15 protein-coding genes and 5 pseudogenes are annotated in these 22,018 nt (G+C 70.1%); 7 read left to right on the plus strand and 13 right to left on the minus strand.

Annotation, left to right across the window (positions count from 1 at the left end):
* The coding region (locus tag ABZ192_RS21555; RefSeq protein ID WP_356926056.1) for an amidase family protein at positions 1 to 587 on the minus strand (587 nt) is incomplete at its 3' end.
* Positions 588 to 827: 240 nt separating this feature from the next.
* On the opposite strand from ABZ192_RS21555, the gene ABZ192_RS21560 reads away from it, so the two are divergent.
* A complete protein-coding gene (locus ABZ192_RS21560) occupies positions 828 to 2,216 on the plus strand; it encodes a glycoside hydrolase family 43 protein (protein WP_356926057.1) in 1,389 nt (462 codons plus the stop codon).
* A 317-nt stretch (positions 2,217 to 2,533) separates the two neighbouring features.
* Here the strand turns inward: ABZ192_RS21560 and ABZ192_RS21565 are convergent.
* From ABZ192_RS21565 to ABZ192_RS21575, 3 genes and pseudogenes are all read right to left on the minus strand, one after another.
* Positions 2,534 to 4,120 (minus strand): annotated as a pseudogene (locus ABZ192_RS21565) (oleate hydratase); the annotation flags it as partial.
* A 107-nt stretch (positions 4,121 to 4,227) separates the two neighbouring features.
* On the minus strand, positions 4,228 to 5,442 hold the full coding sequence (locus tag ABZ192_RS21570) for a globin domain-containing protein (protein ID WP_356926058.1): 1,215 nt from the start codon (positions 5,440 to 5,442) through the stop codon (positions 4,228 to 4,230).
* A 302-nt stretch (positions 5,443 to 5,744) separates the two neighbouring features.
* A pseudogene (locus tag ABZ192_RS21575) lies at positions 5,745 to 6,581 on the minus strand (SulP family inorganic anion transporter); the annotation flags it as partial.
* Between the two features lie 73 nt (positions 6,582 to 6,654).
* Here ABZ192_RS21575 and ABZ192_RS21580 point away from each other — a divergent pair.
* Positions 6,655 to 7,299: pseudogene (locus ABZ192_RS21580) on the plus strand (IS5 family transposase); the annotation flags it as partial.
* A 52-nt stretch (positions 7,300 to 7,351) separates the two neighbouring features.
* Here ABZ192_RS21580 and ABZ192_RS21585 read toward each other — a convergent pair.
* The 4 genes from ABZ192_RS21585 to ABZ192_RS21600 all read right to left on the minus strand — a co-directional run bounded on the left by ABZ192_RS21585 (position 7,352) and on the right by ABZ192_RS21600 (position 11,434).
* On the minus strand, positions 7,352 to 8,065 hold the full coding sequence (locus ABZ192_RS21585) for an alpha/beta hydrolase (RefSeq protein WP_356926059.1): 714 nt from the start codon (positions 8,063 to 8,065) through the stop codon (positions 7,352 to 7,354).
* A complete protein-coding gene (locus ABZ192_RS21590; RefSeq protein ID WP_356926060.1) occupies positions 8,059 to 8,571 on the minus strand; it encodes a hydrogenase maturation protease in 513 nt (170 codons plus the stop codon). The genes ABZ192_RS21585 and ABZ192_RS21590 overlap by 7 nt, the downstream gene beginning before the upstream one ends.
* Positions 8,572 to 9,750: 1,179 nt before the next feature.
* Positions 9,751 to 10,248 carry a hypothetical protein gene (locus tag ABZ192_RS21595; RefSeq protein ID WP_356926061.1) on the minus strand — a complete coding sequence of 166 codons (498 nt, stop codon included), beginning with the start codon at positions 10,246 to 10,248 and terminating at the stop codon, positions 9,751 to 9,753.
* Between the two features lie 307 nt (positions 10,249 to 10,555).
* Positions 10,556 to 11,434 (minus strand): universal stress protein, encoded by an 879-nt coding sequence (locus ABZ192_RS21600; RefSeq protein WP_356926062.1) that lies wholly within the window; start codon positions 11,432 to 11,434, stop codon positions 10,556 to 10,558.
* A gap of 424 nt (positions 11,435 to 11,858) precedes the next feature.
* Between ABZ192_RS21600 and ABZ192_RS21605 the strand changes: the two genes are divergently transcribed.
* The 4 genes and pseudogenes from ABZ192_RS21605 to ABZ192_RS21620 form a co-directional block, all read left to right on the plus strand.
* Entirely contained in the window at positions 11,859 to 12,740 is an 882-nt protein-coding gene (locus ABZ192_RS21605) for a universal stress protein (protein ID WP_356926063.1), read from the plus strand.
* 36 nt (positions 12,741 to 12,776) lie between these two features.
* Complete coding sequence (locus ABZ192_RS21610; RefSeq protein WP_356926064.1) at positions 12,777 to 13,535, plus strand: beta-phosphoglucomutase family hydrolase; 759 nt, start codon at positions 12,777 to 12,779, stop codon at positions 13,533 to 13,535.
* Complete coding sequence (locus ABZ192_RS21615; protein ID WP_356926065.1) at positions 13,532 to 15,901, plus strand: glycosyl hydrolase family 65 protein; 2,370 nt, start codon at positions 13,532 to 13,534, stop codon at positions 15,899 to 15,901. Before ABZ192_RS21610 ends, ABZ192_RS21615 begins: the two co-directional genes overlap by 4 nt.
* Before the next feature lie 93 nt (positions 15,902 to 15,994).
* Positions 15,995 to 16,435, plus strand: a pseudogene (locus tag ABZ192_RS21620) (transporter); the annotation flags it as partial.
* Between the two features lie 343 nt (positions 16,436 to 16,778).
* On the opposite strand, the gene ABZ192_RS21625 reads toward ABZ192_RS21620, so the two are convergent.
* The 5 genes from ABZ192_RS21625 to ABZ192_RS21645 are packed head-to-tail and all read right to left on the minus strand — an operon-like array spanning position 16,779 to position 20,844.
* Positions 16,779 to 17,369: a hypothetical protein gene (locus ABZ192_RS21625; RefSeq protein ID WP_356926066.1), complete on the minus strand. Its 591-nt coding sequence runs from the start codon at positions 17,367 to 17,369 to the stop codon at positions 16,779 to 16,781.
* Positions 17,366 to 18,676, minus strand: a complete 1,311-nt coding sequence (locus tag ABZ192_RS21630) for a hypothetical protein (RefSeq protein WP_356926067.1) — start codon at positions 18,674 to 18,676, stop codon at positions 17,366 to 17,368. The genes ABZ192_RS21625 and ABZ192_RS21630 overlap by 4 nt, the downstream gene beginning before the upstream one ends.
* Positions 18,673 to 19,467 (minus strand): ABC transporter ATP-binding protein, encoded by a 795-nt coding sequence (locus ABZ192_RS21635; protein WP_356926068.1) that lies wholly within the window; start codon positions 19,465 to 19,467, stop codon positions 18,673 to 18,675. Before ABZ192_RS21635 ends, ABZ192_RS21630 begins: the two co-directional genes overlap by 4 nt.
* 40 nt (positions 19,468 to 19,507) lie before the next feature.
* On the minus strand, positions 19,508 to 20,308 hold the full coding sequence (locus ABZ192_RS21640; RefSeq protein WP_356926069.1) for a hypothetical protein: 801 nt from the start codon (positions 20,306 to 20,308) through the stop codon (positions 19,508 to 19,510).
* Complete coding sequence (locus ABZ192_RS21645; protein WP_356926186.1) at positions 20,305 to 20,844, minus strand: RNA polymerase sigma factor; 540 nt, start codon at positions 20,842 to 20,844, stop codon at positions 20,305 to 20,307. The genes ABZ192_RS21640 and ABZ192_RS21645 overlap by 4 nt, the downstream gene beginning before the upstream one ends.
* Before the next feature lie 336 nt (positions 20,845 to 21,180).
* Here ABZ192_RS21645 and ABZ192_RS21650 point away from each other — a divergent pair.
* A pseudogene (locus ABZ192_RS21650) lies at positions 21,181 to 22,003 on the plus strand (alpha/beta hydrolase fold domain-containing protein); the annotation flags it as partial.
* Positions 22,004 to 22,018 lie beyond the last annotated feature (15 nt).

A 22,018-nucleotide genomic window follows, 5' to 3' on the forward strand; every position in this document is an offset into this window, starting at 1 on the left:
CGGCCGCGCTGCGGCTTGATACCGACCAGATGGGTCCACGCGGCCGGGATCCGCACCGAGCCGGCCCCGTCCGAGCCGAGCGCGGCGGGCACCAGACCGGCGGCGACCGCGGCGGCCGAGCCGCCCGAGGAACCACCCGGCGTATGGGCCGTGCTCCACGGATTGCGCGTGGCGCCGAAGGCCGGCCCCTCGGTGAAGGGCCACTGCCCGAACTCGCAGGTGTTGGTCTTGCCGACGATCACGGCCCCGGCCGCGCGCAGCCGCCGCACCGCCTCGCCGTCCTCGGCGACCGGCGGGAACTCCCCGCAGCAGCCGAAGGCGGTCGGCTCCCCGGCCACGTCCATGTCGTCCTTCACGGCGACGGGCACCCCGAGCAGCGGCAACCGCACACCCGCGGCGAGCTCCCGGTCGGCGGCCTCGGCCTCGGCGAGCGCCGCCTCGGCCCGGACGATCCGGAAGGCGTTGATGCTGCCCTGCGTCGCCTCGATCCGCGCCAGCGTCCGCTCGACCAGCGCCCGGGACGTCACATCCCCGGCGGCCAGCGCACGGGCGGTCTCCGCCAGGCCTGCGGGACGGTCGAGCGTCATACGGACACCTCCGGAAGCGACCTCTCTACCGAACGGTAACGTCCGATGGCCGGTGGCGGAACGCCGACGACAGGAGTGGAAACCCACCCACCGGCCACATGTACCTCACTGGGCTCATCCACTCCTGTTCAAACCATTGACGCCCCTCTGCCCCGCCCTTACTTTCTGATCCCTCACGCCTGATCGAGTTGCCGAACCTTGTTCGGTATATCGATCCCTGTGTCTCAGGGAGAGCCGCCCGTGACCTCACACCCCGCCGCCCCGTCCCGGCGTACGCTCCTGCGCGCCCTGGCCGTCCTGCCCGCCTCGGCGGTGCTGCTGGGCGAGGCCCCAGGACTGCTCGGCAGCGCCCTGGCCGCCGCGCCGCCGAACGGCTCGGCCACGCGCTACACGATCGTGCCGTTCCTCGACAGCAACGACGGCACGGTCAACGTCTACCAGTCGGACGACGCCACCGACTTCCGGCTGCTGCGCTCCTCCGCGTACACACCACCCGCGAACCGGATCCGCGACGCGAGCGTCATCAGACACACCGACGGCTACTACTACGTCACCTACACCACGCACACCTGGCAGGACACCAGCAGGACCATCGGCTTCGCCCGCAGCTCGGACCGCGTCAACTGGACGTTCCTGTACGACTACACCGTCCCCGTCGCGAACCTCTCCCGCGCCTGGGCACCTGAGTGGTTCGTCGACAGCGACGGCAGCGTCAGCGTCATCGTGTCCTGCTCCACCACGAACGACGAGTGGATCTTCACGCCGTATCTGCTGCGCGCCACGAACTCCTCTCTGACGGCGTGGAGTGCACCGGTCGCGCTCGCGGGCATCGGCGCCAACCACATCGACACGTTCATCGTGAAGATCGGCTCGACGTACCACGCCTTCCCGAAGAACGAGACGACGAAGTACATCGAGTACGCCACCGCCTCGAACCTCACCGGTCCGTACACGATCCGCAGGACGGGCGACTGGGCGGGCTGGGGCAGTTACCGTGAGGGCCCGGCCCTGGTGCGGCTCGACAACGGCGGCTGGCGCATCTTCTTCGACGGCTACGGCGACCACAGCTACTACTACTCCGACAGCTACGACACCTTCGCCACCTGGACGGCACCGGCCGCGCTCCCCGGCATCTCCGGCACGGCCCGGCACTTCACGGTCGTCAAGGAGACGGTCTCCGGCGGCCCGAGCCTCGCCCGCAACGCCACCCGCTCCTTCCGGTCGGCCAACTACTCGACCCGCTACTGGCAGCAGCAGTCCGCCCTCCTCAACCTGCCCGTGGTCAGCGGCTCCAGCACCACCGCCGAGAAGCAGGCCGCCACCTTCACGGTCGTCGCCGGCCTGGCCGACGCGAGTGGCTACTCCTTCCGCGACGCGGCCGGCAACTACCTGCGCCACTGGGACTTCCGCGCCCGCTTCGACCCGAACGACGGCACGAGCACGTTCGCCAAGGACGCCACGTTCGTCCTCCGGACCGGCACGGCATCGGGCGCCGTCCGCTTCGAGTCGTACAACTACCCCGGGCACTACCTGCGCCACTACGCCTACCAGCTCCGCGTGGAACGCGCCGACGGGACGGACCTGTTCCGGCAGGACAGCTCGTTCGTGCCGGTGGCTGCCTGGGCGTGACCTGCACCGCTGCTGACCTGGGCAATTGCGCTGGTGGTTTCGGAGTGCCTCTCTCCACTTCCCCGGATTCCCCAGGAGTTCCCGGCCGAGTGTGCACTAGTTGTGCACTCGCCCGGGGAGCGCAGCCCGCTTCTCGTGGGTGGGCCGACGGGACTTCGCGATGCAGGGCGGAGTCGACGGGCGTGTGTTCGTCGAGTCGCTGCTCCATCGCCACGATCGCCGCCTGTACCGGTCGGCCTCACTCGGCGACGGCGTACAACCCGTCGCCGTGCCCGGCCAGTCCCACCGCGGCCACGGCTCCCTGGTCGCGATCCGGATCACCGGCGGTGCATGGTTTCCAGAGCGGCGGCCAGTACGTGGGGATCGTGGTGGCCCTTGTAGACCGCGGGCGGTTTTCTGTCGAGGCCGAGGAGCTGGGCCACGGCTGTCCAGGCGGTGCGTACGGAATACTCGACGGTGAAGACCACGTCGTCGGGCACTTCGGTGAACTGGCCGATGAAGGCGAGGTTGACCGAGCCCTCGGGTACGACCTCGGGACGGTCGTCACGGCGGCGGGTCAGGAACTGGCTGGTGATGTACGGCATCTGGCAGGGCACGACGGTGGAGGTCTCGAGTACACGTGCCGCCACCGCGTCGTCGAAGGGCAGGTGGTGCAGGACCTCTTCGAGGATCTCCCGGCCGGAGCACATCGTCATCGGCTTGGGCGTGTGGTTGCCGGCGCGGCCGGGGCGCAGGCCGTAGCCCCACCAGACGGAGACGTCTTCGGGCTGGTCGCGGTAGACGGGCTGGCGGCCCGCGACGATGGTGAGCAGCCAGTTGGAGCCGGTGAACGTCATCGGCCCGCCCCGGCCGGTCTCCCGGCCGCTGAACTCCGCGAGCGCGTCCAGGAAGGCGGGGTCCTTGGTGGTGACGGTGAACGACTCCCAGCGGGACTCCTTGACGTGCTTGTCGAAGGCGTCGGGATTGCCGAAGTCGTCGCGGCCCCTGGCCAGCCGGTGCCAGAGCAGCCAGGCGTCCGAGTTCCGGGGAGGGGGCGGCGGAGCAGCGAAGTGGGAGCCGAGGGTGGTCGAGTCGGTCATGGAGCCGTTGGTCACCACGACCAGGTCCTCGGGGGCCACGTCGATCTGTTCGTCACGGCCTTCCCGGGTCAAGTAGATGCGCTTGACTGTCGTGGACCGGTGCCCCGGCGCGAAGTCGAGGTCGGTGACATGGCAGTGGGTGTGGACGGTGACGCCCCGTTCGTGGAGCCAGGTGGTCAGGGGGCGCACGACGGAGTCGTACTGGTTGTAGCGGGTGTGGTGGATGCCGGACAGGGTGGAGAACTCGGGGGCGAGGTGGATGAAGCGCCTGAGGTGGCGGCGGAACTCGATGGCGCTGTGCCAGGGCTGGAAGGCGAAGGTGGTGCACCACAGGAACCAGAAGTTCGTGGTGAAGAAGTGCTCGGAGAAGCAGTCGGTGATCCGCTTGCCGTCCAGGTGTCCCTCGGGTGTCACCAGGCAGCGGACCAGGTCCAGGCGGTCGCGCTCGGAGAAACCCATCGAGCTCACGTCGACGATCTTTCCGTCGCCGTCCACGAGCCGTGCGATGTCGTCCCAGGCGAAGTCCTCGTGTCCGGCGAGGATCTCCCGCGTCACGGACACCGAGGGGTCGTCGAGCGAGGGGATGCCGGACAACAGGTCGTACGTGCAGCGGTACTCGGCCTCGAACATCCTCCCGCCGCGCATGGTGTAGCCGGCGTCGGCCGTGCCGCCCGCGTCCAGGCTGCCGCCGATGTTCCGCTGCTCCTCGAAGAGGTGGATGTCCGCTCCGTCGAATCCGCCGTCGCGGATCAGGAACGTGGCCGCGGCCAGTGCCGCCATGCCGCTGCCCACCAGGTATGCCTTCGCCATCACACAACTCCTCGTTCTGGCCCGTTGAGCGGGAACCGCACGGTGTCAGCGTTTGCCGTGCCTGCGTGCGCCGTCAGTGGGCTGTTGGTCACTCACCGGGTCCGGACGGCCCCATCAGTCGTTCAGGCCGCCGGGCCGGGCAGCCACAGGTCGGGGCCGAAGACCTCGTAGCGGATGCTGCGCGCCGGGACGCCCGCGGCCAGCAACTGGCCGCGCACCTCCCGCATGAACGGCAGCGGCCCGCACAGGAACACCGTGGCGCCGTCGGGAAGTTCGATGTCGTCGAGGTTCATCAGGCCCTCGCGCGCATCGGGTTCCACCGGGCCGGGCTGCTCGTACCAGAAGACCGGGCGGGCACCCGGAAGTTGCCCGACCAGCTCGCCCGTCTCGGTGCGCAGGGCATGGTCGGCGGGGGAGCGGTCGGCGTGCAGCACCAGCACCGGCCGGGTCGAGCCGAGGGCGGCGAGATGCGCCAGGATGCTGGTCATGGGGGTGCCGCCGATGCCCGCGGAGACCAGGACGACCGGGGTGGTGGCGTCGGCCGGGTCGTCGAGGAAGACGTCTCCGAAGGGAGCCGAGAGGGTGAGTTCGTCTCCCTCGCGGACCTGGTCGTGCAACAGGTTGGAGACCTCGCCGTCCGGCGTGCCGGACGTGCCTGCGACCCGTTTGACGGTGATGCGCCGCAGATCCCCGCCCGGGTCGGACGACAGGCTGTACTGGCGCAGTTGGTGCACCCCGTCGGCCATCAGCACCCGTACGCTCACGTACTGGCCCGCCCGCGCCTGCGGTGCCGGCTGCCCGTCGGAGGGGCGGAGCAGGAAGGACACCACGTCGTCGGTTTCGCTGCGGCGCTCAACGACTGTCCACTGCCGCCAGATCTGCCCGGGCTCGACGCCCGCGTCCTGGTAGAGGCGGGCCTCCTGAGCGATCAGGGCGCCGGCCATCAGCCAGTACACCTCGTCCCACGCGGCCGCCACCTCGGGGGTGACCGCGTCGCCGAGGACCTCGGCTATCGCGCCGAACAGGTACTTGTGCACGATCGTGTACTGGTCGTCGGTGACCCCCACCGCGGCATGCTTGTGCGCGATACGGCTCAGCAGGGCGTCGGGCCGGACGTCCGGTTGCTCCAGCAACATCGTCGCGAAGGCCGCGATCGAGCCGGCCAGGGCGCGGCGCTGGGCTCCGCTGGCCTGGTTGCCACGGTTGAACATCCCGTCGAGCAGCTCCGGCCGGTCGCGGAACATGGCGCTGTAGAAGCGGGTGGTGATCTCGTCGAGGGCTCCGGCCACGGCGGGCAGGGTGGCGCGTACCACGGCGGCGGATTCTGTGGACAGCATGAAGACTCCCAGGCAGGCGGGGTGAGGTGGGATGAGCGCCGGAAGGAAAGGGCGACCGTCTTCTGTGTAGCAGGCACCGAACCGCGTTTCGGCGACGCTGGGCGAAGAAGGGCCGAACGGCCCCATCGATTCGGGCACAGCTGCCCCACGGGTCCCGCCGGGACCGGGCCGGATGGGCTGGGGACGACCTCCTGTCGGCCCTGTCCGCTGCCGCGGCGGGCGCGGTCGGCTGCGTCCGACGACGACGGCGTTCGCGGGCACTCCACAAGCGGCGGGTGGCTGAACATGGGGGCGTGGGCGGCCTACTGGTCGCGGCGCCACTCCCGGTACGCGGCTACGGCCGTCGGCAGTGTGGGGAAGATCCGCTCGGGGCCGACGGTGTCTGCGAGGCCGTACGCCGTCAGGTCGTCCAGCAGGTCCTGCTTGACGCGGGCGAGGGCGAAGACGATGCCCCGGTCGGTGAGTTCGCGGCGGAGTGCTTCGACGGCGTCCAGAGCGGTGATGTCCACCTCGACGTTGGCCTCGGTGTTGAGGACGAACCATCGGACCGGAACGGTCTGTTCGTCGACCGCGGTCAGGGCCCGGCGGTGGAAGTCCTCCGCGTTGGCGAAGAACAGCGGGGAGTCGTAGCGGTAGATCAGCAGGCCGGGGATGGTGCGGGCCTCGGGGTAATCGTCGATGTCGTGCATGCCGGCGACTCCGGGGACCAGTCCCTGGACGGCGTCGTGCGGGCGGGCGACCCTGGCGAGCAGCTCGGCCACGGACAGGCCGACGGCGACCAGTACCCCGTACAGGATGTCCAGGGCGAGGACCCCGGCGAGGCAGCCGAGTGCCAGCAGCAGTTCCCGGCGGCGGAAGGACGCCAGTCGCCGGAAGCCCGCCAGGTCGATCATGCGGATGGCCGCGTAGACGACGAGGGCGCCCAGCACGGCCTTCGGGGTGCGGGACAGCAGGGGACTGAGGAAGAGCAGCACCGCCAGGACGGCCGCGGCGGCGACGAGCGAGTACGCCTGGCTGCGGGCGCCGGAGGAGGAGGCGAGCGCGGTGCGGCTGGCGCTGCTGCTGACCGGGAAACCGTGCACCATGCCCGCCCCGACGTTGACGGCACCCATGGCCAGGAACTCCTGGTTGGTGTCCAGCGTGTCCGTGTCCGTGTCCGCGCCCGGGGACCGGTCGGCGAAGGCCCGCGCGGTGAGCGGGACCTGGCAGCGGATCCTGACCCGGCTCCAGTCCCTGGCCGACGCGAAGGGGGCGATCACGTGGGACCTGAGCGTCGACTCCACGGTGTGCCGCGCTCATCAGCATGCGGCTGGGGCCCGTAAGCAGGGCGACCTGCAGAAGGAACCGCCGGGCGGCATCTCCAACGAGCCCCATGATCACGGGCTGGGACGGTCGCGTGGCGGGTTCACCACCAAGCTGCGCCTGGCCGTCGAGCAGGGTCAGAAGCCCATGTCGATCGTGGTCACGGCAGGGCAGCGCGGGGACTCGACGCAGTTCGAACCGGTGCTGAAGAAGGTCCGCGTGCCCCGCATCGGACCGGGCCGGCCACGCGTACGCCCCGACCGCGTGCGGGCCGACAAGGCGTACGCCTCCCGTAAAAACCGCGCCTATCTGCGCCGCCGCGGAATCCGCTGCACCATCCCGGACAAGGCTGACCAGGCACGTAACCGCCGGAAGCTCGGCTCTCCCGGCGGCCGGCCCCCGCACTTCGACCTGGTCGACTACCGCGAGCGCCATGCGGTCGAGTGCGGGATCAACCGCCTCAAGAGACACCGTGCTGTCGCCACGCGATACGACAAGCTGGCGGTCCGCTACGAGGCGACCGTCCTCATAGCGGCCATCGGCGAATGGCTGTGACCAGCGCACATCAAACGCGTCCAGAACCAGCCCGCAGGCATGAAGGTGCTCTTCACTCCACGGCAGCGTTGAGGAGGATCTGCGCCAGCTCGCGCGGCTGGGAGAACATCGGCCAATGGCCGGTGTCCATCTTGGCCAGCCGCCAGTGCTTGCTGTTCAGCAGCTCGGCCACATCTTCGTCGGGCGCGGCGTCGTCGGGCTCGGCTCCCGGCATCACGCACAGGATGTATGTCGCCGGAAGTTCACCGAGCGGCCCCGCCAGGACAGCGGGCTCGGTCAGCGTGGCCCCCGGGTGAGGCGTCGAGCCACGCACGAGGCGTGCGATCTGCTCATCGGTGAGACCTTCGCCGTCGTAATGAGCAGCTGGCGCGAGCGGCCAGAACCCTCCGTTCTCGGCGATCGATGCCTCCACTGCCGCCCCGCCGTCCGGCCAGGCGGAGACAAACGACTCACCGTCAGTGGGAACGCTTGAGTCGACGAATACCACGCGGGCCAGTCGGTCGCCGATCCGCTCCGCGGCCTGACCGACCGGGATGCCCGAGTAACTATGACCCACCAGGACTACGTCACGCAGAGCCTGGCGTTCTACCTCGGCAACGATGTCCTGGACGTGAGTCGCTTGCCCTGCCGGTACACCCTGCTTGTCAGCAAGACCGGACAGCGTCAACGGATAGACGCCGTGGCCGGCCGCACGCAGATACGGCACCACCTCGCCCCACGCCCATGCCCCGAGCCGTGCACCGGCAACCAGCACGAAATTCACCATGCCCGCACCGTAGCCGGGCAGCCTGACGATCTTCTAGGAAATACTTTCGATACACGGCCTAGCCCGGCCAGGAAGTCGACCTTCACCGCGACTGGCTCCGACAAGCCCTCGCCGAACGAGGTGTCCGAGGTCTCGACGGCGTACGCCACCAGGTGGCGGGGCAGGCGGTTCACCTGCCGGGCCACCTCGACGGCCTCGCCGAGACCGTGCGGGCGCATCGTGCCGGGCCTCCAAAGTTCGACGGTGTTCAGCTCCAGTCGGTAGATGCGGCCTGGGTGGCTCGGGCGGGTGTGGGCGGGTTCCAGCACGACGGCGAGTTCGGCATGCTCCCACAGCCGTATGAGATGCCCCGGATCGATGTCGCTCTCCGCCAGGGCCGTGCCCGGAGGGAGCGGGCGGTCCGCCAGGTGCTCCCGCATTCGGGACAGCACCGCCCGGCCGATGCCGTCGTCATGCCGGTACCGGTCGCCGACGGCGACGACCGCGATGCGTGTGGAGACAGTCATGGTCCTCTCCCTCCACTGGTTTCTGTCTCCAGCGTGGGGGACGGGACCCGGGGTCGGTCAGGGCCGAACGACCGGCATGAGGCCCGGGCAGCCCGTAGTGGCAGGCGGCGGTCGGGCAGACGCTGAATCACCAGCCCCACGGTCTCCCGGAACGGTGTCCCCGGGCCGTACGTGCCCGTCGAGAGAATCCCTTGCCCGGCGCCGTCGACTCCGGATGCGTCAGCGGCCGCTGCGCCGGCTCACGCGCTTCCGTACGAGGCCTGCTGCGGGCGTTCCATCTCCACCTCTGGCAGTGGGGGCACTCAACCGGCAGCCCGTCTCTCGTCGCCCGCGGCGGCTCACGGACGTTGACCAGCGGGAAGCACATGCCGTCTCGGTCTTACGCAACCCGGGCTGGGTCTCGTGTCTCTGAGTCTCCGTTCCCGCGCGGCTGTGTTGCGCTGTCTTGCCGCGCGGCGATGACCATCCCAGCCGTCCATCCCGGCGCGCGGCCCCGCGGAGGGAGCTCGATCGCCCCCACAGGATGACCGCTGCGAGCCAGCAACCAGGAGATCAATGAGTTGGAATTCCACATGTCGCCGGTGCCCAGTTCATCGCGTCCCCAGGTCATGGTTGGGAAGGACGGAACCAGGTCCAGCACCCGCCGAACTTGATCAGCGTCTGTACTCAGGCACCGAGGGCTGGCCACGGCCTCAGCGACGTCCGGGATGCTCCCGTTGCGCCAACGCCGGACTTCATAGCGAAACAGGCGCGAGCGGCCCAGCTGCGGCAGTCCCACAGCCCCCTCGGCGACCACGCCCCGATCAGGTTCGTCCGTGCGCCACACGGGAGCCATCTCGATGGCGTAGCAGTCGGCTCCGAGTCGGACCTGCAGAGCAGAGTGATACAGGTCCAGCGATTCCCGGTGCTGGAGATGCGCGGCGATCGCCTCATACAGGCGGCCGTTCCATCGGACCAACCGCACACCGCCGGCACCCAACGGCAACCAATACAGCGTAATGAGGGCGCGGGTTCCCATTCCACTTGAGCGAAGGGCCGAGGCGGTGTTCATGACGGCCTCCGTACGGCAGCTCCCCTGGTCGTCCCACTCTCAAGTTAGGAGCCGGGGCTGGACCGTCGTAGAGGCCGAAAGGCCCGGATCGGTCACCGGATGGCCCAATAGCTCTTTGACGCCCGGTGTCACTCTTGACCGGCCTGCGCCCGGATCTTCAGGTTCGCGAACTGGCGCGTCTGCATGAACCAGTGGGCCGGTTCCCACAGCAGGAAATTGCCGATGGCTGCGAGCAGACCTGGTTTGGCGGCCGCATATCCGCTGACCACGAGCCGGCTGCGCCCGCCGTGGACTTCGTCGAGGAGAAAAGCCCACAGCGAATCGGTGTAGAGACGCGGGCGCGGTCCTTTCGTATCGAACGGACGACCCCGCAAGTCAAACGGTGCGCGCAGAGCGAAGAAACGTCCCGGCTCGAGGGCCGTCACCTCGAACCAGGTACTGCCGCTCGGCGTCGAAGCGAGATGGTCCCCCATCGAGATCTGCTGCCACTCCGGATGGATGCGCCTGGCGCTTGCGACGCCGCCGTTGTCAAGGCGGTCCCAGCTGTACCAGCCGGCACGATCGCACCCCATCTGGACGAGCCATGGCCAGACCTGCGATGGCGGTGCTTCGATTGTCACTGCCATCGTTGCCGTCCGTTTGCCGCCAGGAATGAGGTCAGCACCCGGGAAAGGTCGTCGCACTTCCTCATCCGTGGCCCCCCAACGGAGAAGCCGTGGCCGCACAAGGGATGCGTATGCAGCCACCGAGAGACCCAGAACAGCGAGGACTACGCGCGTCCCCGACCTCCCTGGCCGTTGGGCCGCGCGCCCCGCATCGCGGGCATGAGGACCTCGACGAGCCACACATCCATCATCGGCGCAACTTCGGAAGGACGCGACCCTGGCACGCATCCCTCGCGCTCGTCACGAGCCCCTTTGGACAGGAAGGGAACTACGGGTGCCGCGGCTGTTCAGGCACAACGGCGACCGGACAGGCGGAATGGGTCAGCGCCGCGTGGGTGACCCGGCCGAGGTGCAAACCGAAGTGCCCAGGGCGGCGCCGCGCACCCAGGACCAGCAGGTCGGCGTCATGAGAGGTGTCCAGGAGCACCTGACGGGCGGGACCCTCCACGGCACGCCTGTACAGCCGCACACCCGCCGGGGCTTCACGGAGCGCGGCTTCCAGGGCCTGCACCGCCCGCTCCTCACGTACGTGTGCCGGTTCTCCGACGAACCATGGGTGGTCCGTGGTCTCGTGCGCCGGGCGCCGCCAAGCGCGCACGGCCTCGAGTACGGCGCCGCGCCGCTCCGCTTCCTCAAGGGCGAATCGGATGACGTTCGCGCTTGCTGCCTCCTCGCCGACGCCGAGCGCGACACGGCCATGCGCGCCGGACCTGTCCCCGCCCTCGTGTCCGCCGCGGACCACGATCACCGGACAGTCGGCGAGGCCGGCCACGGTCAGGGTGACCGAGCCCTGCAGCAGCTCGGCGACGCCGCCGCGGTCCTGCGATCCCAGGATCAGCACGGACGCACGATGTGCCTCATGGATGAGAACGGGCACCGGCCCCTCGGGCACGACCTGGGTGTCGATCTTCATGTCTGGGACGCGCTGCCGGGCGCGATCGGCTGCGGCGAGTACGAGGACGTCGGTGAGCAGCTGCTCCCACCTCTCCTGTGCTGCGGGGAAGACGGCACGTTCGTAGCGTTCCCAGAGCGAGGCGTGCACCAGACGTAGCGGCACGCCGCGCAGGGCGGCCTCGTCGGCCGCCCAGTCCGCGGCCCGCAGGCTGGCTTCGGAGCCGTCCACGCCGACGACGATCGGCAGGTTCATCGTCCTCGTCCTTCCTCGGCGAACTGTTCGGCGCGGACGGGCACCCGCCTGCCTGGACCGCGAGCTCAGCGTTCTCCCACAGGCCCAGCAGCCTTCCCGGGTCGCCGACGAAAGTCTCCAGAACGGGGCCGGGTGGCAGCGGTCGGTCGGCCGTGCGCTCTTCGAGGCGCGCACTCACGGCCCAGCCCACGCCGTCGTCGTGACGGAGCTCGTTCCCGACCCCGATGACGACGATCCGGGAGGCGATGGACATCTTCTCGCCCCCTACTTCGGGCTACCAGATCATTGTGGGGCGCTCCGGATGGGCAGGGACATAGGCCGAACGGTCCCGGTCGGGGCCGGACAGCCCCTCCTACCCAGGCTGCCACCGGTGGGACGCTGAGAGTGGATGTGAAGGCTGCTCGTGTACGAGGCGGTGGGAACGATGACGCTGGAACTCCCCCTGGTCGTGGGCGTCGATGGATCGGACGGCAGCCTGATGGCGGTCGACTGGGCGGTGGACGAAGCCGCCCGGCACGGGCTTCCGCTGCGGCTGGTCTACGCCTCCCTCTGGGAACGCTACGAGGGCATCACACCGTCGGTCACTCTGGAACGCCCGTCGGAGCAGGTGATGGCCGACCACATTGTCGCCTCCGCGACGGAGCGCGCCATGCGGCGCAACCCTGATGCGAAGGTGACTACTGATGTCCTCCCGGCTGACGCGGTGGACGCGCTCCTGCACGAGGGGAACAACGCCACCGCCCTGGTCACGGGGTCGCGGGGCCGTAGCGAGCTGAAGGGACTGCTGCTCGGCTCCGTCGGCCTGGCCGTTGCCGCACGGGCGTACTGCCCGGTGATCGTGGTACGCGGCGACGAGGCCGGCGTGTCCGGCGGTCATGAGCGGATCCTCCTGGGCGCCGGGGACCCAACCAGCAGCGGGATCGCGGCGCGGTTCGCCGTCCGCGAGGCGGAGGTCCGCAGGTGCACGCTCGACGTGGTACGGGCATGGCGTTGCCCCGCACGTGAGACCGCCGACACGGCCGCGCCTGCCGAGGCACCGGCCCAGTACCACGAGGAGCAGGCCCGCACCCAGCTGGACGAGCTGCTGCGCGACGCGGTCGCCGATCACCCGGATGTGCGGGTGAGCCGTACGGCCACGGAGGGCCCGGCCCGCAAGGTGCTGGTACAGCGCTCGGCCGCGGCCGACCTCGTGATCATCGGGGCGCGTCGCAGGCATGGCCACTTCGGCCTGCAACTCGGCCGGGTGAGCCATACCCTGCTGCACCACGCGTACTGCCCGGTGGCGGTCGTTCCGCAGCTCGTCTAATCCTTGTCCTTGGGCCCACTCGTGAGGAGAGCAGTGATGACTGTTCGGTCCCCGGACGTGGTAGCACCTGTGCTGCGGGACGTCAGGGCGGTCGTGTTCGACACCGACGGCGTCATCATCGACTCCGCCCGGGTCCACGCGGCCGCGTGGAAGAGCGCCTTCGATGCTCATCTGGCAGACCAGGCGCCCGAGGACCCCGGACAGCGGCGCCCCTTCGACCCGCGCGACGACTACCTCCAGTACGTGGACGGCAGGTCACGGCTCGACGGCGCGGCCTCCTTCCTCACGTCACGCGGCCTCGATCCAACGGCCGCGACCGTCCGCGCCGTGGCGGAACACAAGGAGCGCCTGTTCACCGAGCGAGTGCGCGAACACGGCGTCGACGCATACCCCGGGACCGTACGGCTCGTGCGGGCCCTGCGCCGGGCCGGAGTGCCCCTCGCCGCGGCCTCCGCGTCCCGGCACGCCCGCGACCTGCTCACCCGGGCAGGCGTGCTGGACTTCTTCGACGTCCTGGTGGACGGGGGTGAGGCGGCCCGGCTGGGCCTCGCGGGCAAGCCGGCCCCTGACCTGTTCCTGGAGGCCGTCCGCCGGCTAGGCGTACCCGCTGACCGGGCTGCCGTCGTCGAGGACGCCCTGGCCGGCGTGGAGGCGGGCCGGCGCGGCGGGTTCACCCTGGTGGTCGGCGTGGACCGGGCCGCCGGTGCGGACACCGGGGCGCGGTTGCGGCGGCACGGCGCCGACATCGTCGTACGTGACCTGGCAGAGCTGCTCGAAGAGGGAGTACGGCGGTGACGTCCTGGACCTGGGAGTACGACGGCTACGAGCCCGCCGACGAACGCCTCAGGGAGTCGCTGTGCACCCTGGGCAACGGCTACCTCGCCACACGGGGGGCGCTGCCCGAGTGTGACGCCGATGACCTGCACTATCCGGGCACGTATGTGGCCGGCTGCTACAACCGGCTCACCTCCGAGGTCGCGGGCCGCCGAGTCGAGAACGAGGACATGGTCAACCTCCCCAACTGGCTGCCACTGCGCTTCCGCCTGGCGGGCGGGCGGTGGCTGACGCCGGAGACGGCTACCGTGCTCGACCACCGTCAGGTCCTCCAGCTGGACTCCGGACTGCTGGAGCGCCGCACCCGGTACGCGCTCGGCGAGGGGCGCGTGCTGTCCGTGCGGCAGCAGCGACTGGTGCACATGGCCGACCCGCACCTGGCGGCCCTGCGCACCGAGTTCACCGCCGAGGACTTCCACGGTGATCTGGAGGTCGAGGCCGCGCTCGATGGTGGTGTCATCAATGCCGGGGTGGCTCGCTACCGCGACCTGGACGGTCGCCATCTGACTCACGTGCACACTGGCACCGCCGTGCCCGGCACGGTGTGGCTGCGCTGCCGCACCCGCACCTCGGACATCCGCATCGGAATGGCCGCACGGCTCACGGCTCCGGCGCCGGTCACGGATGTGCACGAACCCCCGCGCGCCGTCCAGCGCCTCGTCCTGTCCCTGGCCCCCGGCCGTACAGCCACTGTCGACAAGACCATCGCCCTGCACACCTCCCGGGACCCGGCGATCAGCGACCCGCTGCAGGCCGCCATCGACCGGCTCGACGCGGCTCCCGGGTTCGACGACCTGCTCGCCCCGCACCTCACCGCCTGGGGCCAGCTGTGGCGCCGTGCCGAGCTCGACGTGCCCGGGGAAGCCGGCCGCATCCTGCGCCTGCACCTTTTTCACGTGCTGCAGACTCTCGCCCCGCACACGGCTGACCTGGACGTGGGTGTGCCTGCCCGCGGATTGCACGGAGAGGCCTATCGGGGGCACGTCTTCTGGGACGAACTCTTCGTGCTGCCGTATCTCAACCTGCATTTCCCCGAGGTGTCCCGCGCCCTGCTGCACTACCGGCACCGGCGCCTGGACCGCGCCCGCGCCTCGGCACGCGCGATCGGTCGCCGCGGCGCGCTGTATCCGTGGCAGAGCGGCAGCGACGGACGTGAGGAGACGCAGCGGCTGCACCTCAACCCGCGCTCGGGTCGCTGGCTGCCCGACCATTCCCATCTCCAGCATCACGTCGGGTCGGCCATCGCGTACAACGTGTGGCAGTACTACGAGTCCAGCGGGGACGCCGAGTTCCTGCACACCAAGGGTGCCGAAATGCTGCTGCAGATCGCCCGCTTCTGGGCCGACTCAGCCACCTGGGACGAGAACCTGGGACGGCACCGCATCCGGGGCGTGGTCGGGCCCGACGAGTACCACGAGGCCTACCCCGGCTCCGAGCGGCCCGGCCTGGACGACAACGCGTACACCAACGTCACGGCCGCCTGGGTGCTCACCCGCACCCTGGAGGTGCTGCGCACCCTGCCTGACCCCCGCCGCCGCGAACTCGCCGAACGCACCGGCCTGGACGACGGCGAGCTCGAACAGTGGGACCACATCTCCCGCACCCTCTACGTGCCCTTCCACGACGGCCTCATCAGCCAATTCCATGGGTACGACGATCTCGCCGAACTGGACTGGGACGACTACCGCAAGCGGTACGGCGACATCCGGCGGCTGGACCGGATCCTGGAGGCGGAGGGCGACACCGTCAATCGCTACAAGGCGTCCAAACAGGCCGACGTGCTGATGCTCGGCTATCTCTTCTCCCCCTCCGAACTCCAGGGCCTGTTCAGCCGGTTGGGTCACCGGCTGGATGAGGAGACATGGCTGCGCACCGTCGACTACTACCTGGCCCGTACCAGCCACGGCTCCACCCTCAGCGGCCTGGTCCACGGCTGGATTCTGTCCCGGGCCAGGCGCGCTGAGGCGTGGAAGTTCTGCCAGGAGGCGTTGCGTGGCGACATCGCTGATGTCCAGGGCGGCACCACCGGTGAGGGCATCCACCTCGGCGCCATGTCCGGCACCCTCGACCTTGTGCAACGCGGACTGACAGGCCTGGAGACCCGCGCCGGGGCGCTGTGGCTGAACCCGGTGCCGCTGCCGGAGCTGTCGTCGTACGGCTTCTCCATCCAGTACCAGGGCCATTGGGGCATACGGCTGCGGCTGACCAGTGGTCGGCTGGAGATCGCCGTACCGCCGTCCGATCTCCTGCCGATCGACATCCAACTGCCCGATCGCGCGGTCAGCGTCCAGCCGGGAGAGACGTGCCGGCTGCTGCTTCCCGACTGACGGCTACGCCCTCCGGCTGCCTCCCCTGCAGGGTCTCCGGAAACAATCTTGTCCTCCATTGACGTTATCGATCTTCGAGTCGAAGAGGGGAAGGTGTCGGGCCTGAAACTGTTCCACTCGACGGCCAGCGGCGTGATCGAGGCCGCGCCGCGTCTGGCTGAGGTCGAGGCGGATGTGCAGGGCCTCATCGAGGCCCACATGGAGGCGATGCTGGGGGTGCGATTTCTGGCGAGCGAGTACGTCATCGACTGTGCCGACGGCGGGCGGATCGACTCGCTGGGGATCGACGAGAACGGGCGCCGGTGGTCGTCGAGTACAAGCGCGGCACCGACGCCGGAGTGATCAACCAGATTCTCTATCAGATGTCCTGGCTGATGGCTCACAGGACGCCTTCCGGAGTCTGGTCCGTGAACGCGTCCCAGGTTCTGTGGAGCGCACCCCGGCTGATCTGTGTTGCCGGCGATTTCAACCCGCTTCGACGCTCACGCGGTACGCGAGCACCGACGCAGCATCGACCTGGTCCGCTACCGCTTCGGACTCATTGTGCACGCGCAGCGCTTTGCGTTCGCCTCGAAAGGGTGCACGCGATGTGCACGCGGCCCTGTGCGAGGCGCCTACTGCGCAGGTCAGCGCGGTGCCCAGAGAAGCCAGTACGTTCCCGGCAGGACAGTTCGTTCGTGCCGGTGGCTGTCCGGGCGCTGCTGACCTCGGCAATAATCTTCGCCCGCAGCGGCTCCAGTTTGCCGCGCACCGAGGCGTCCCGACCGCCGACCGGCGCGAGTGCCCGAAGCGCCCCGCACACGCAGGACCATGACCCGCGGTTCACGATGCACGCGTCTCAGCATCCCGCCCGGTCAACGACACCACGCAGGCTCCGTTACAGATCCCCGGCCGTAGTACGTGGACCTCGGCCGACGTAGGCGGCGGTTCCGGCGGCGGTGAGTACCGCTGCGACCACGGCCGCGGGTCGGCTGTCGGAGGCCTGTGTCTGCCAGGTCAGCGCCTCCCCCGCGGTGCCCGTGCCCGGGAACGCCGCCGCGCCGAGCGTCCACCCGAGAGGCAGGAACCACGAGCGAGCGGTGCCGACCGTGGCCGTCCCCAGGGCGGTCAGGCCCAGCAGGCCGGCCGCGTCGCGGACGACACATCCGAACGGCCCGAACCGCGTGCCGGTGAGCAGGGTGGCCGGCAGCAGCATGAGCACGCATCCCAGGGCCGCGGCCAGGTGGGACATCCGCAGCCACCCCCACGGCCTCGCCGCCGTGCGGTCCAGGGTGTCGTCGGGGCCCGAGAGCGTGGTGGTGGCGACGGCTACCAGGAGCAGGACCGTCAGGGCGAGTACGGTGCTGCTCACCTCGCCCCTGACGCTGAAGGCCGTCGCCAGCAGCCACGCGAGGGCAGTGCACGCGACGGCCGCGCCGAGCGCAGCCGGCACCTGGCGCGAGCGGACGTAGAGCGTCAGTCCTGTCATCGGGCGCCTCGGCTCAGGAGGTCGGTGGTGTCCTGGCACTTCTGGGCGGCCTGATAGACGGCGATGACCCGGGCTTCGGCCTCGGCTCGCGGCAGTGCCTGCAGTCCCTTCCAGAGCTTGACGGCGTCCGGGTCATCGAATTCGAGGCCCTCGGGACCGGCGGTCGGCTCCCGGTCGAGCAGCCAGTGGGCCGCTGCGGTGGCGACGGTGAAGTTCCGGTTGTCTCCGCAGCTGAGAGGGCCGGTGAACGCTCCGGTGAGCAGCGTCGGTTCGAGCCGTCCCGGGTGGGCGAGGTGACCGTGCTTGTCGACCGTGATACTCATCAGCGCGGTGTCGGCCCGCGACCTCGGTGACGTAGGAGGAGAGAACGTGGAGGTGTCCTCGTGTGCCTCGACGATTGATGTTTTCGTCAGGAGCTCCAATGCGTGCCGGGCCTTGGGGGTTACCTCGGGCAGCAACCCTTCGTGCGCCCGGCTGACGCAGACCCGTGGGGTGTCGTCGGTGCACACCAGTTCCTGGGCGACCGGATCGAGCGTCCCTTGGTCGTAGGCATCGCCGGTCGGCACGACCAGGGCCGTGGCCGTGGCCCCGATGGCCAGCGGCAGCAGCGCGGCGAACGCGAACTTACGGTTCTGGACGACGAAGAGCACGACGCCGGCCACCGCAACCGCGGCCATCCAGAGCGCCTGGGCGGCGCTGACTCCGCCGTCGACGGTGTCGTAGTCGCTGAACATGCTCATCCCCATGGCCGGGGAGAACGCCGCCGTGAATCCGCCGTCCGGAAGGGCGTGGGGCCCGATGATCAGTAGCGCGAAGCCGATCACGGCCAGCGCGGGTGCGGTGGCGAGCGCCGGCACCAGGCGTCCGACGGCCAACCCGAGCCAGACCGAGGCGATCATCGCGACCAGCCCGACGGCCACGACGAAAAACGCGGCCGGCGGCAGGTAGCGCGCCGTGTCGGCGATCCGTGGTGCCGCCGCGAGGAGCGTCACCAGGTAGGCGACGAGCACCGCCAGGGCCGTCGTGGCCAGGATCGGCACCACGCGCTGCGGTCTCGGGCGGGGCACGGCGGCGAGCAGTTCGGCGACGTTCGCCCGGTGCTCGCGGTAGGACTGCCAGGCGCCGGCGGCCATCGCAAGGGGCGAGAGAACCGCGAGGTATTCGCGCTGCGTCATGGCCAGCGCCATCCACCCCGTGGACCATCGCCCCGCGGTGGCGTGGAGGACGATCGCGCCGGCGACGGCGATCAGAAGCGCGGCGCCGAGGGCGGCCGAGCGCCGCAGTTCGATGCCGAGGATGCGGTTCATGCGTTGCTCCGGTGCTCGCGCAGGAGTGCGGAGTAGCCGCGCTCCGCGGGGCTGTCGCCCGCGTCGCCCCGCCCACCGCGGGCGATCAGGTCGTCGGGGGTGCCCTGGAAGAGGAGTCGGCCTTCGTTCATGAGGATGACGTCGGTGCAGGCAGCGACGACGTCCTCGACGAGGTGGGTGGAGACCAGGACACAGCTGTCGGCGCCGAGGTCACGCAGCAGGTCGCGGAAGTCGAGACGTTGTTCGGGGTCGAGTCCGACGGTGGGCTCGTCGAGCAGGAGCAGTTCGGGGTCGTTCACGATGGCCTGGGCGATGCCGGCCCGGCGCAGCATGCCGCCGGACAGCGTCTTCATCTTGGCGTCGGCCTTGGTGGTGAGACCCACCCGATCGATCGCGCGTTGTACGGCGTCGGGTATCGCCGCTTTGGGCATTTCCTTGAGCCAGGCCACGTACGCGACGAACTCGCGGACGGTGAACCGCGGGTAGAAGCCGAACTGCTGCGGCAGATACCCCAGTTTGCGACGCACCTCGCGCAGGTCGGCACGGCCGTCCACCTCCGCGCCGAGCAGCGTCAATGAGCCGCCGGCGGGCTTGACGACGGTGGACAGCGCGCGCATCAGCGTGGTCTTGCCGGCGCCGTTCGGGCCGAGCACACCGTGCACGCCGGGAGTCAGCGTCAAGTCGAGTCCGTCGACGGCCAGGTGCCGGTCGGCCCGGACACGCAGTTCTTTCGCGTGGACGAGCCAGGGATGAAGGGTGGGAGCCGTTTCGGCAGCACGCACCGCTCGCATGGGTCTCTCCTGTTGATCCTGTAGATCCTGTTGATGGGGGTCAGTTGCCACTGGTCAGGCGGCGGAAGTGCGTGGCGGCGAGCGGTGTGATCGCTGCAAGGGCCACGGTGGCCACCACCCAGCCGGCGGTGCTGCCCGGCTGCAGTACCGGGGACAGGGACTGGGCCGCCACACTCGGCAGCAGGACTGCCGCGGACCAGACCACCGCGAGTCCGATCGCCGCGCGCCGTACGCCGATGAGGGCGCCGAGCACGAGGGTGGCCCCCGTGAACGCCAGGCACGGCAGCAGGGTGAGGGCCAGCGAGGTTCCGGTGCTCACACCCGCCACCAGCAATGCCGGAACCACGACGACGAGCACCGCGAGCGTCCGCCGCAGCACCATGGCCAGGCCGGCTGCCGGTGTGGTGGCGATCAGTTCCCACGCGGGGTCGATCCGCCGGCTCCAGGCCACCGCGACGCCGGGCAGCGGAGCCACCGGGGCCAGCAGCAGCACGAGCGACGGCAGGCTCGGCTCGGCGGAGTCCAGGAGTACGCCACAACCCAGCACCGCGACGGTCACCGCGAGCCAGGGCAGCAGCGTCCACGCGAGCCAGCGTCGGTGCACGGCCGCTGCTGGTGTGCGTTGACGGGTCGGCGACGGGCTCGCTTCGATCGCCTGGCCGAGCGAGACGGCGACACGGTCGAGCAGATCCGTCGTGGCAGGGGTGGCCTTGGCGGCCAGTGACTCACGGCAGTGGGCGCACGCGTCGAGATGGACCTCGATCGACCAGAGCGCGGCGTCGTCGAGTCCGTGCCCGCCGTTCGCGTAGCCGGCCAGGATCGCGGTGGTGGGATGAGTCATGAGAGCGCCTTCCGCAACGCGATCCGAGCCCGCCGCGCGCGGGTTTTCACCGTGCCCTCCGGCATACCGAGCAGCACCGCCGTCTGACGGACCGACAGGTCATCGAGCACCGTCGCCTGCAGCACCTGCCGCAACTCCGGTGGCAGCCGCAGCAGCGCCTGTTCGAAGTTCTGGTCGACGCGGTTCGCCATCACCTCGTCCTCGGCGGCCGGCGCGGTCGTGTCGAGCAGGGCAACCGTCGGCACCCGCTCCTGCCGGGCGCGTCGGCGGAACGCGTCGACGAGACGGTTCGCGGCGATCGTCCAGAGCCAGCCGACCGCACTGCCCTCGGTCACGGAGCCCGCATAGCTGCCGGCCGCACGCCAGACCGCCAGGTAGGTCTCCTGGAGCACGTCGGCGACGACGTCGTCGTCGGCGCAGCGGCGGCGGAGCCGCACCGCCAACCAGGGCGAAGTGCGCCGGTACAACTCGTCGAACGCTGCCCGGTCACCACCGGCGACGCGACGCACGAGTTCTGCCTCGTCGAGGTCTGCCATCCCTTTCACGATCAGCGAGACGAAACGACCGTCCATTCAGGTTCTCGGACGCTTCGGCGGCTACCGCAAGCAACAGCGCTTTACGCCGAGCACGAGGTCGTCCAAGTCGCCGACCGGTCCGAATCGCACCGTGGGCAGCTGCCCTGGATCGCCTCGCGTACGCGGCCCCCGCGCTCGCCGGCGTCGTTACCGGGCGCCAAGTCGACCCTCACTGTGCAGGGGTTCGCCGAATTCACCGAAGTCGTCGGCCTCGACGACAGCGCCTCCGGCGCCGACCCGGCCGTGGTCACTGGTTACAAGGCCGCACGGCTTCGCCCACCTCGAGAACTGGCGGGTGACGGTCTCTTCGAGGCCGAGGAGCGGGCGGTCCCGGGGGCGCCGGGCGCGCCGGACGTCGCCCTGCTGATCTGCCGGCCCGCCGGGGTGACCGAGCCATGCCCGGTCGTCTGCGGCATCCACGGCGGCGGCATGGTGACCGGCACCCACCGGCTGGGGGTTCCCCTCGACTGGGCCGAGGAGTGGGCCCTGGTCGTGGCGTCCGTCGAGTACCGGCTCGCTCCCGAGCATCCGCACCCGGCTCCGGTGGAGGACTGCTACGCGGGCCTGCTGTGGACGGCCGAGCACGCGAAGGAGTTCGGCGACGACCCCGATCGCCTCATCCTCGCGGGCGGTAGCGCGGGCGGTAGCGCGGGCGGGGGCTCGCCGCCGCGGCGGCGCTGCCGGCCCGCGACCGGGGCGGCCCGCGCGCGATCGGCCGGATGCCGATGTGCCCGATGCCCGACGACCGGAACGACACCCCGTCCGCCTACCAGATGGCGGGCCTGGGCGTGTTCGACCGCACGTCCCACGAGACCGGGTGGAGCGCGCTGCTGGGCGAAGCGCGTGGCGCGGCAGACGTCTCGCCCTACGCCGCGCCCGCTCGCGCGGACGACCTGTCCGGACTTCCCCCGGCGTTCATCGACGTGGGCTCGGCGGAGACCTTCCGCGACGAGGACGTCACCTGCGCGAGCCGCATCTGACAGGCGCGTGGCATCGCCGAGTCGCATGTGTGGCCGGGCGGATTCCGCGGGTTCGACAGCCTGGTACCCGAAGCGGCCCCCGCGCGGCCGCGCTGCGCTGGCTGCGCCGGATCCTGGGAGAAACCGCACAGACCGGCTGAGGGCTCCTTGGCGTC

The organism is Streptomyces sp. NPDC006235 (genome assembly GCF_040613735.1).
In the GTDB taxonomy this organism is placed as follows: domain Bacteria; phylum Actinomycetota; class Actinomycetes; order Streptomycetales; family Streptomycetaceae; genus Streptomyces.

Excerpts from the sequence above, each read along its gene's own strand:
- ABZ192_RS21645 (WP_356926186.1), bottom strand. The coding sequence starts at position 20,844 with ATGGCAGACCTCGACGAGGCAGAACTCGTGCGTCGCGTCGCCGGTGGT.
- ABZ192_RS21605 (WP_356926063.1), top strand. The coding sequence starts at position 11,859 with ATGACGCTGGAACTCCCCCTGGTCGTGGGCGTCGATGGATCGGACGGC.
- ABZ192_RS21625 (WP_356926066.1), bottom strand. The coding sequence starts at position 17,369 with ATGACAGGACTGACGCTCTACGTCCGCTCGCGCCAGGTGCCGGCTGCG.
- ABZ192_RS21590 (WP_356926060.1), bottom strand. The coding sequence starts at position 8,571 with ATGACTGTCTCCACACGCATCGCGGTCGTCGCCGTCGGCGACCGGTAC.
- ABZ192_RS21570 (WP_356926058.1), bottom strand. The coding sequence starts at position 5,442 with ATGCTGTCCACAGAATCCGCCGCCGTGGTACGCGCCACCCTGCCCGCC.
- ABZ192_RS21630 (WP_356926067.1), bottom strand. The coding sequence starts at position 18,676 with ATGAACCGCATCCTCGGCATCGAACTGCGGCGCTCGGCCGCCCTCGGC.
- ABZ192_RS21635 (WP_356926068.1), bottom strand. The coding sequence starts at position 19,467 with ATGCGAGCGGTGCGTGCTGCCGAAACGGCTCCCACCCTTCATCCCTGG.
- ABZ192_RS21600 (WP_356926062.1), bottom strand. The coding sequence starts at position 11,434 with ATGAACCTGCCGATCGTCGTCGGCGTGGACGGCTCCGAAGCCAGCCTG.
- ABZ192_RS21585 (WP_356926059.1), bottom strand. The coding sequence starts at position 8,065 with ATGGTGAATTTCGTGCTGGTTGCCGGTGCACGGCTCGGGGCATGGGCG.
- ABZ192_RS21640 (WP_356926069.1), bottom strand. The coding sequence starts at position 20,308 with ATGACTCATCCCACCACCGCGATCCTGGCCGGCTACGCGAACGGCGGG.
- ABZ192_RS21595 (WP_356926061.1), bottom strand. The coding sequence starts at position 10,248 with ATGGCAGTGACAATCGAAGCACCGCCATCGCAGGTCTGGCCATGGCTC.
- ABZ192_RS21610 (WP_356926064.1), top strand. The coding sequence starts at position 12,777 with ATGACTGTTCGGTCCCCGGACGTGGTAGCACCTGTGCTGCGGGACGTC.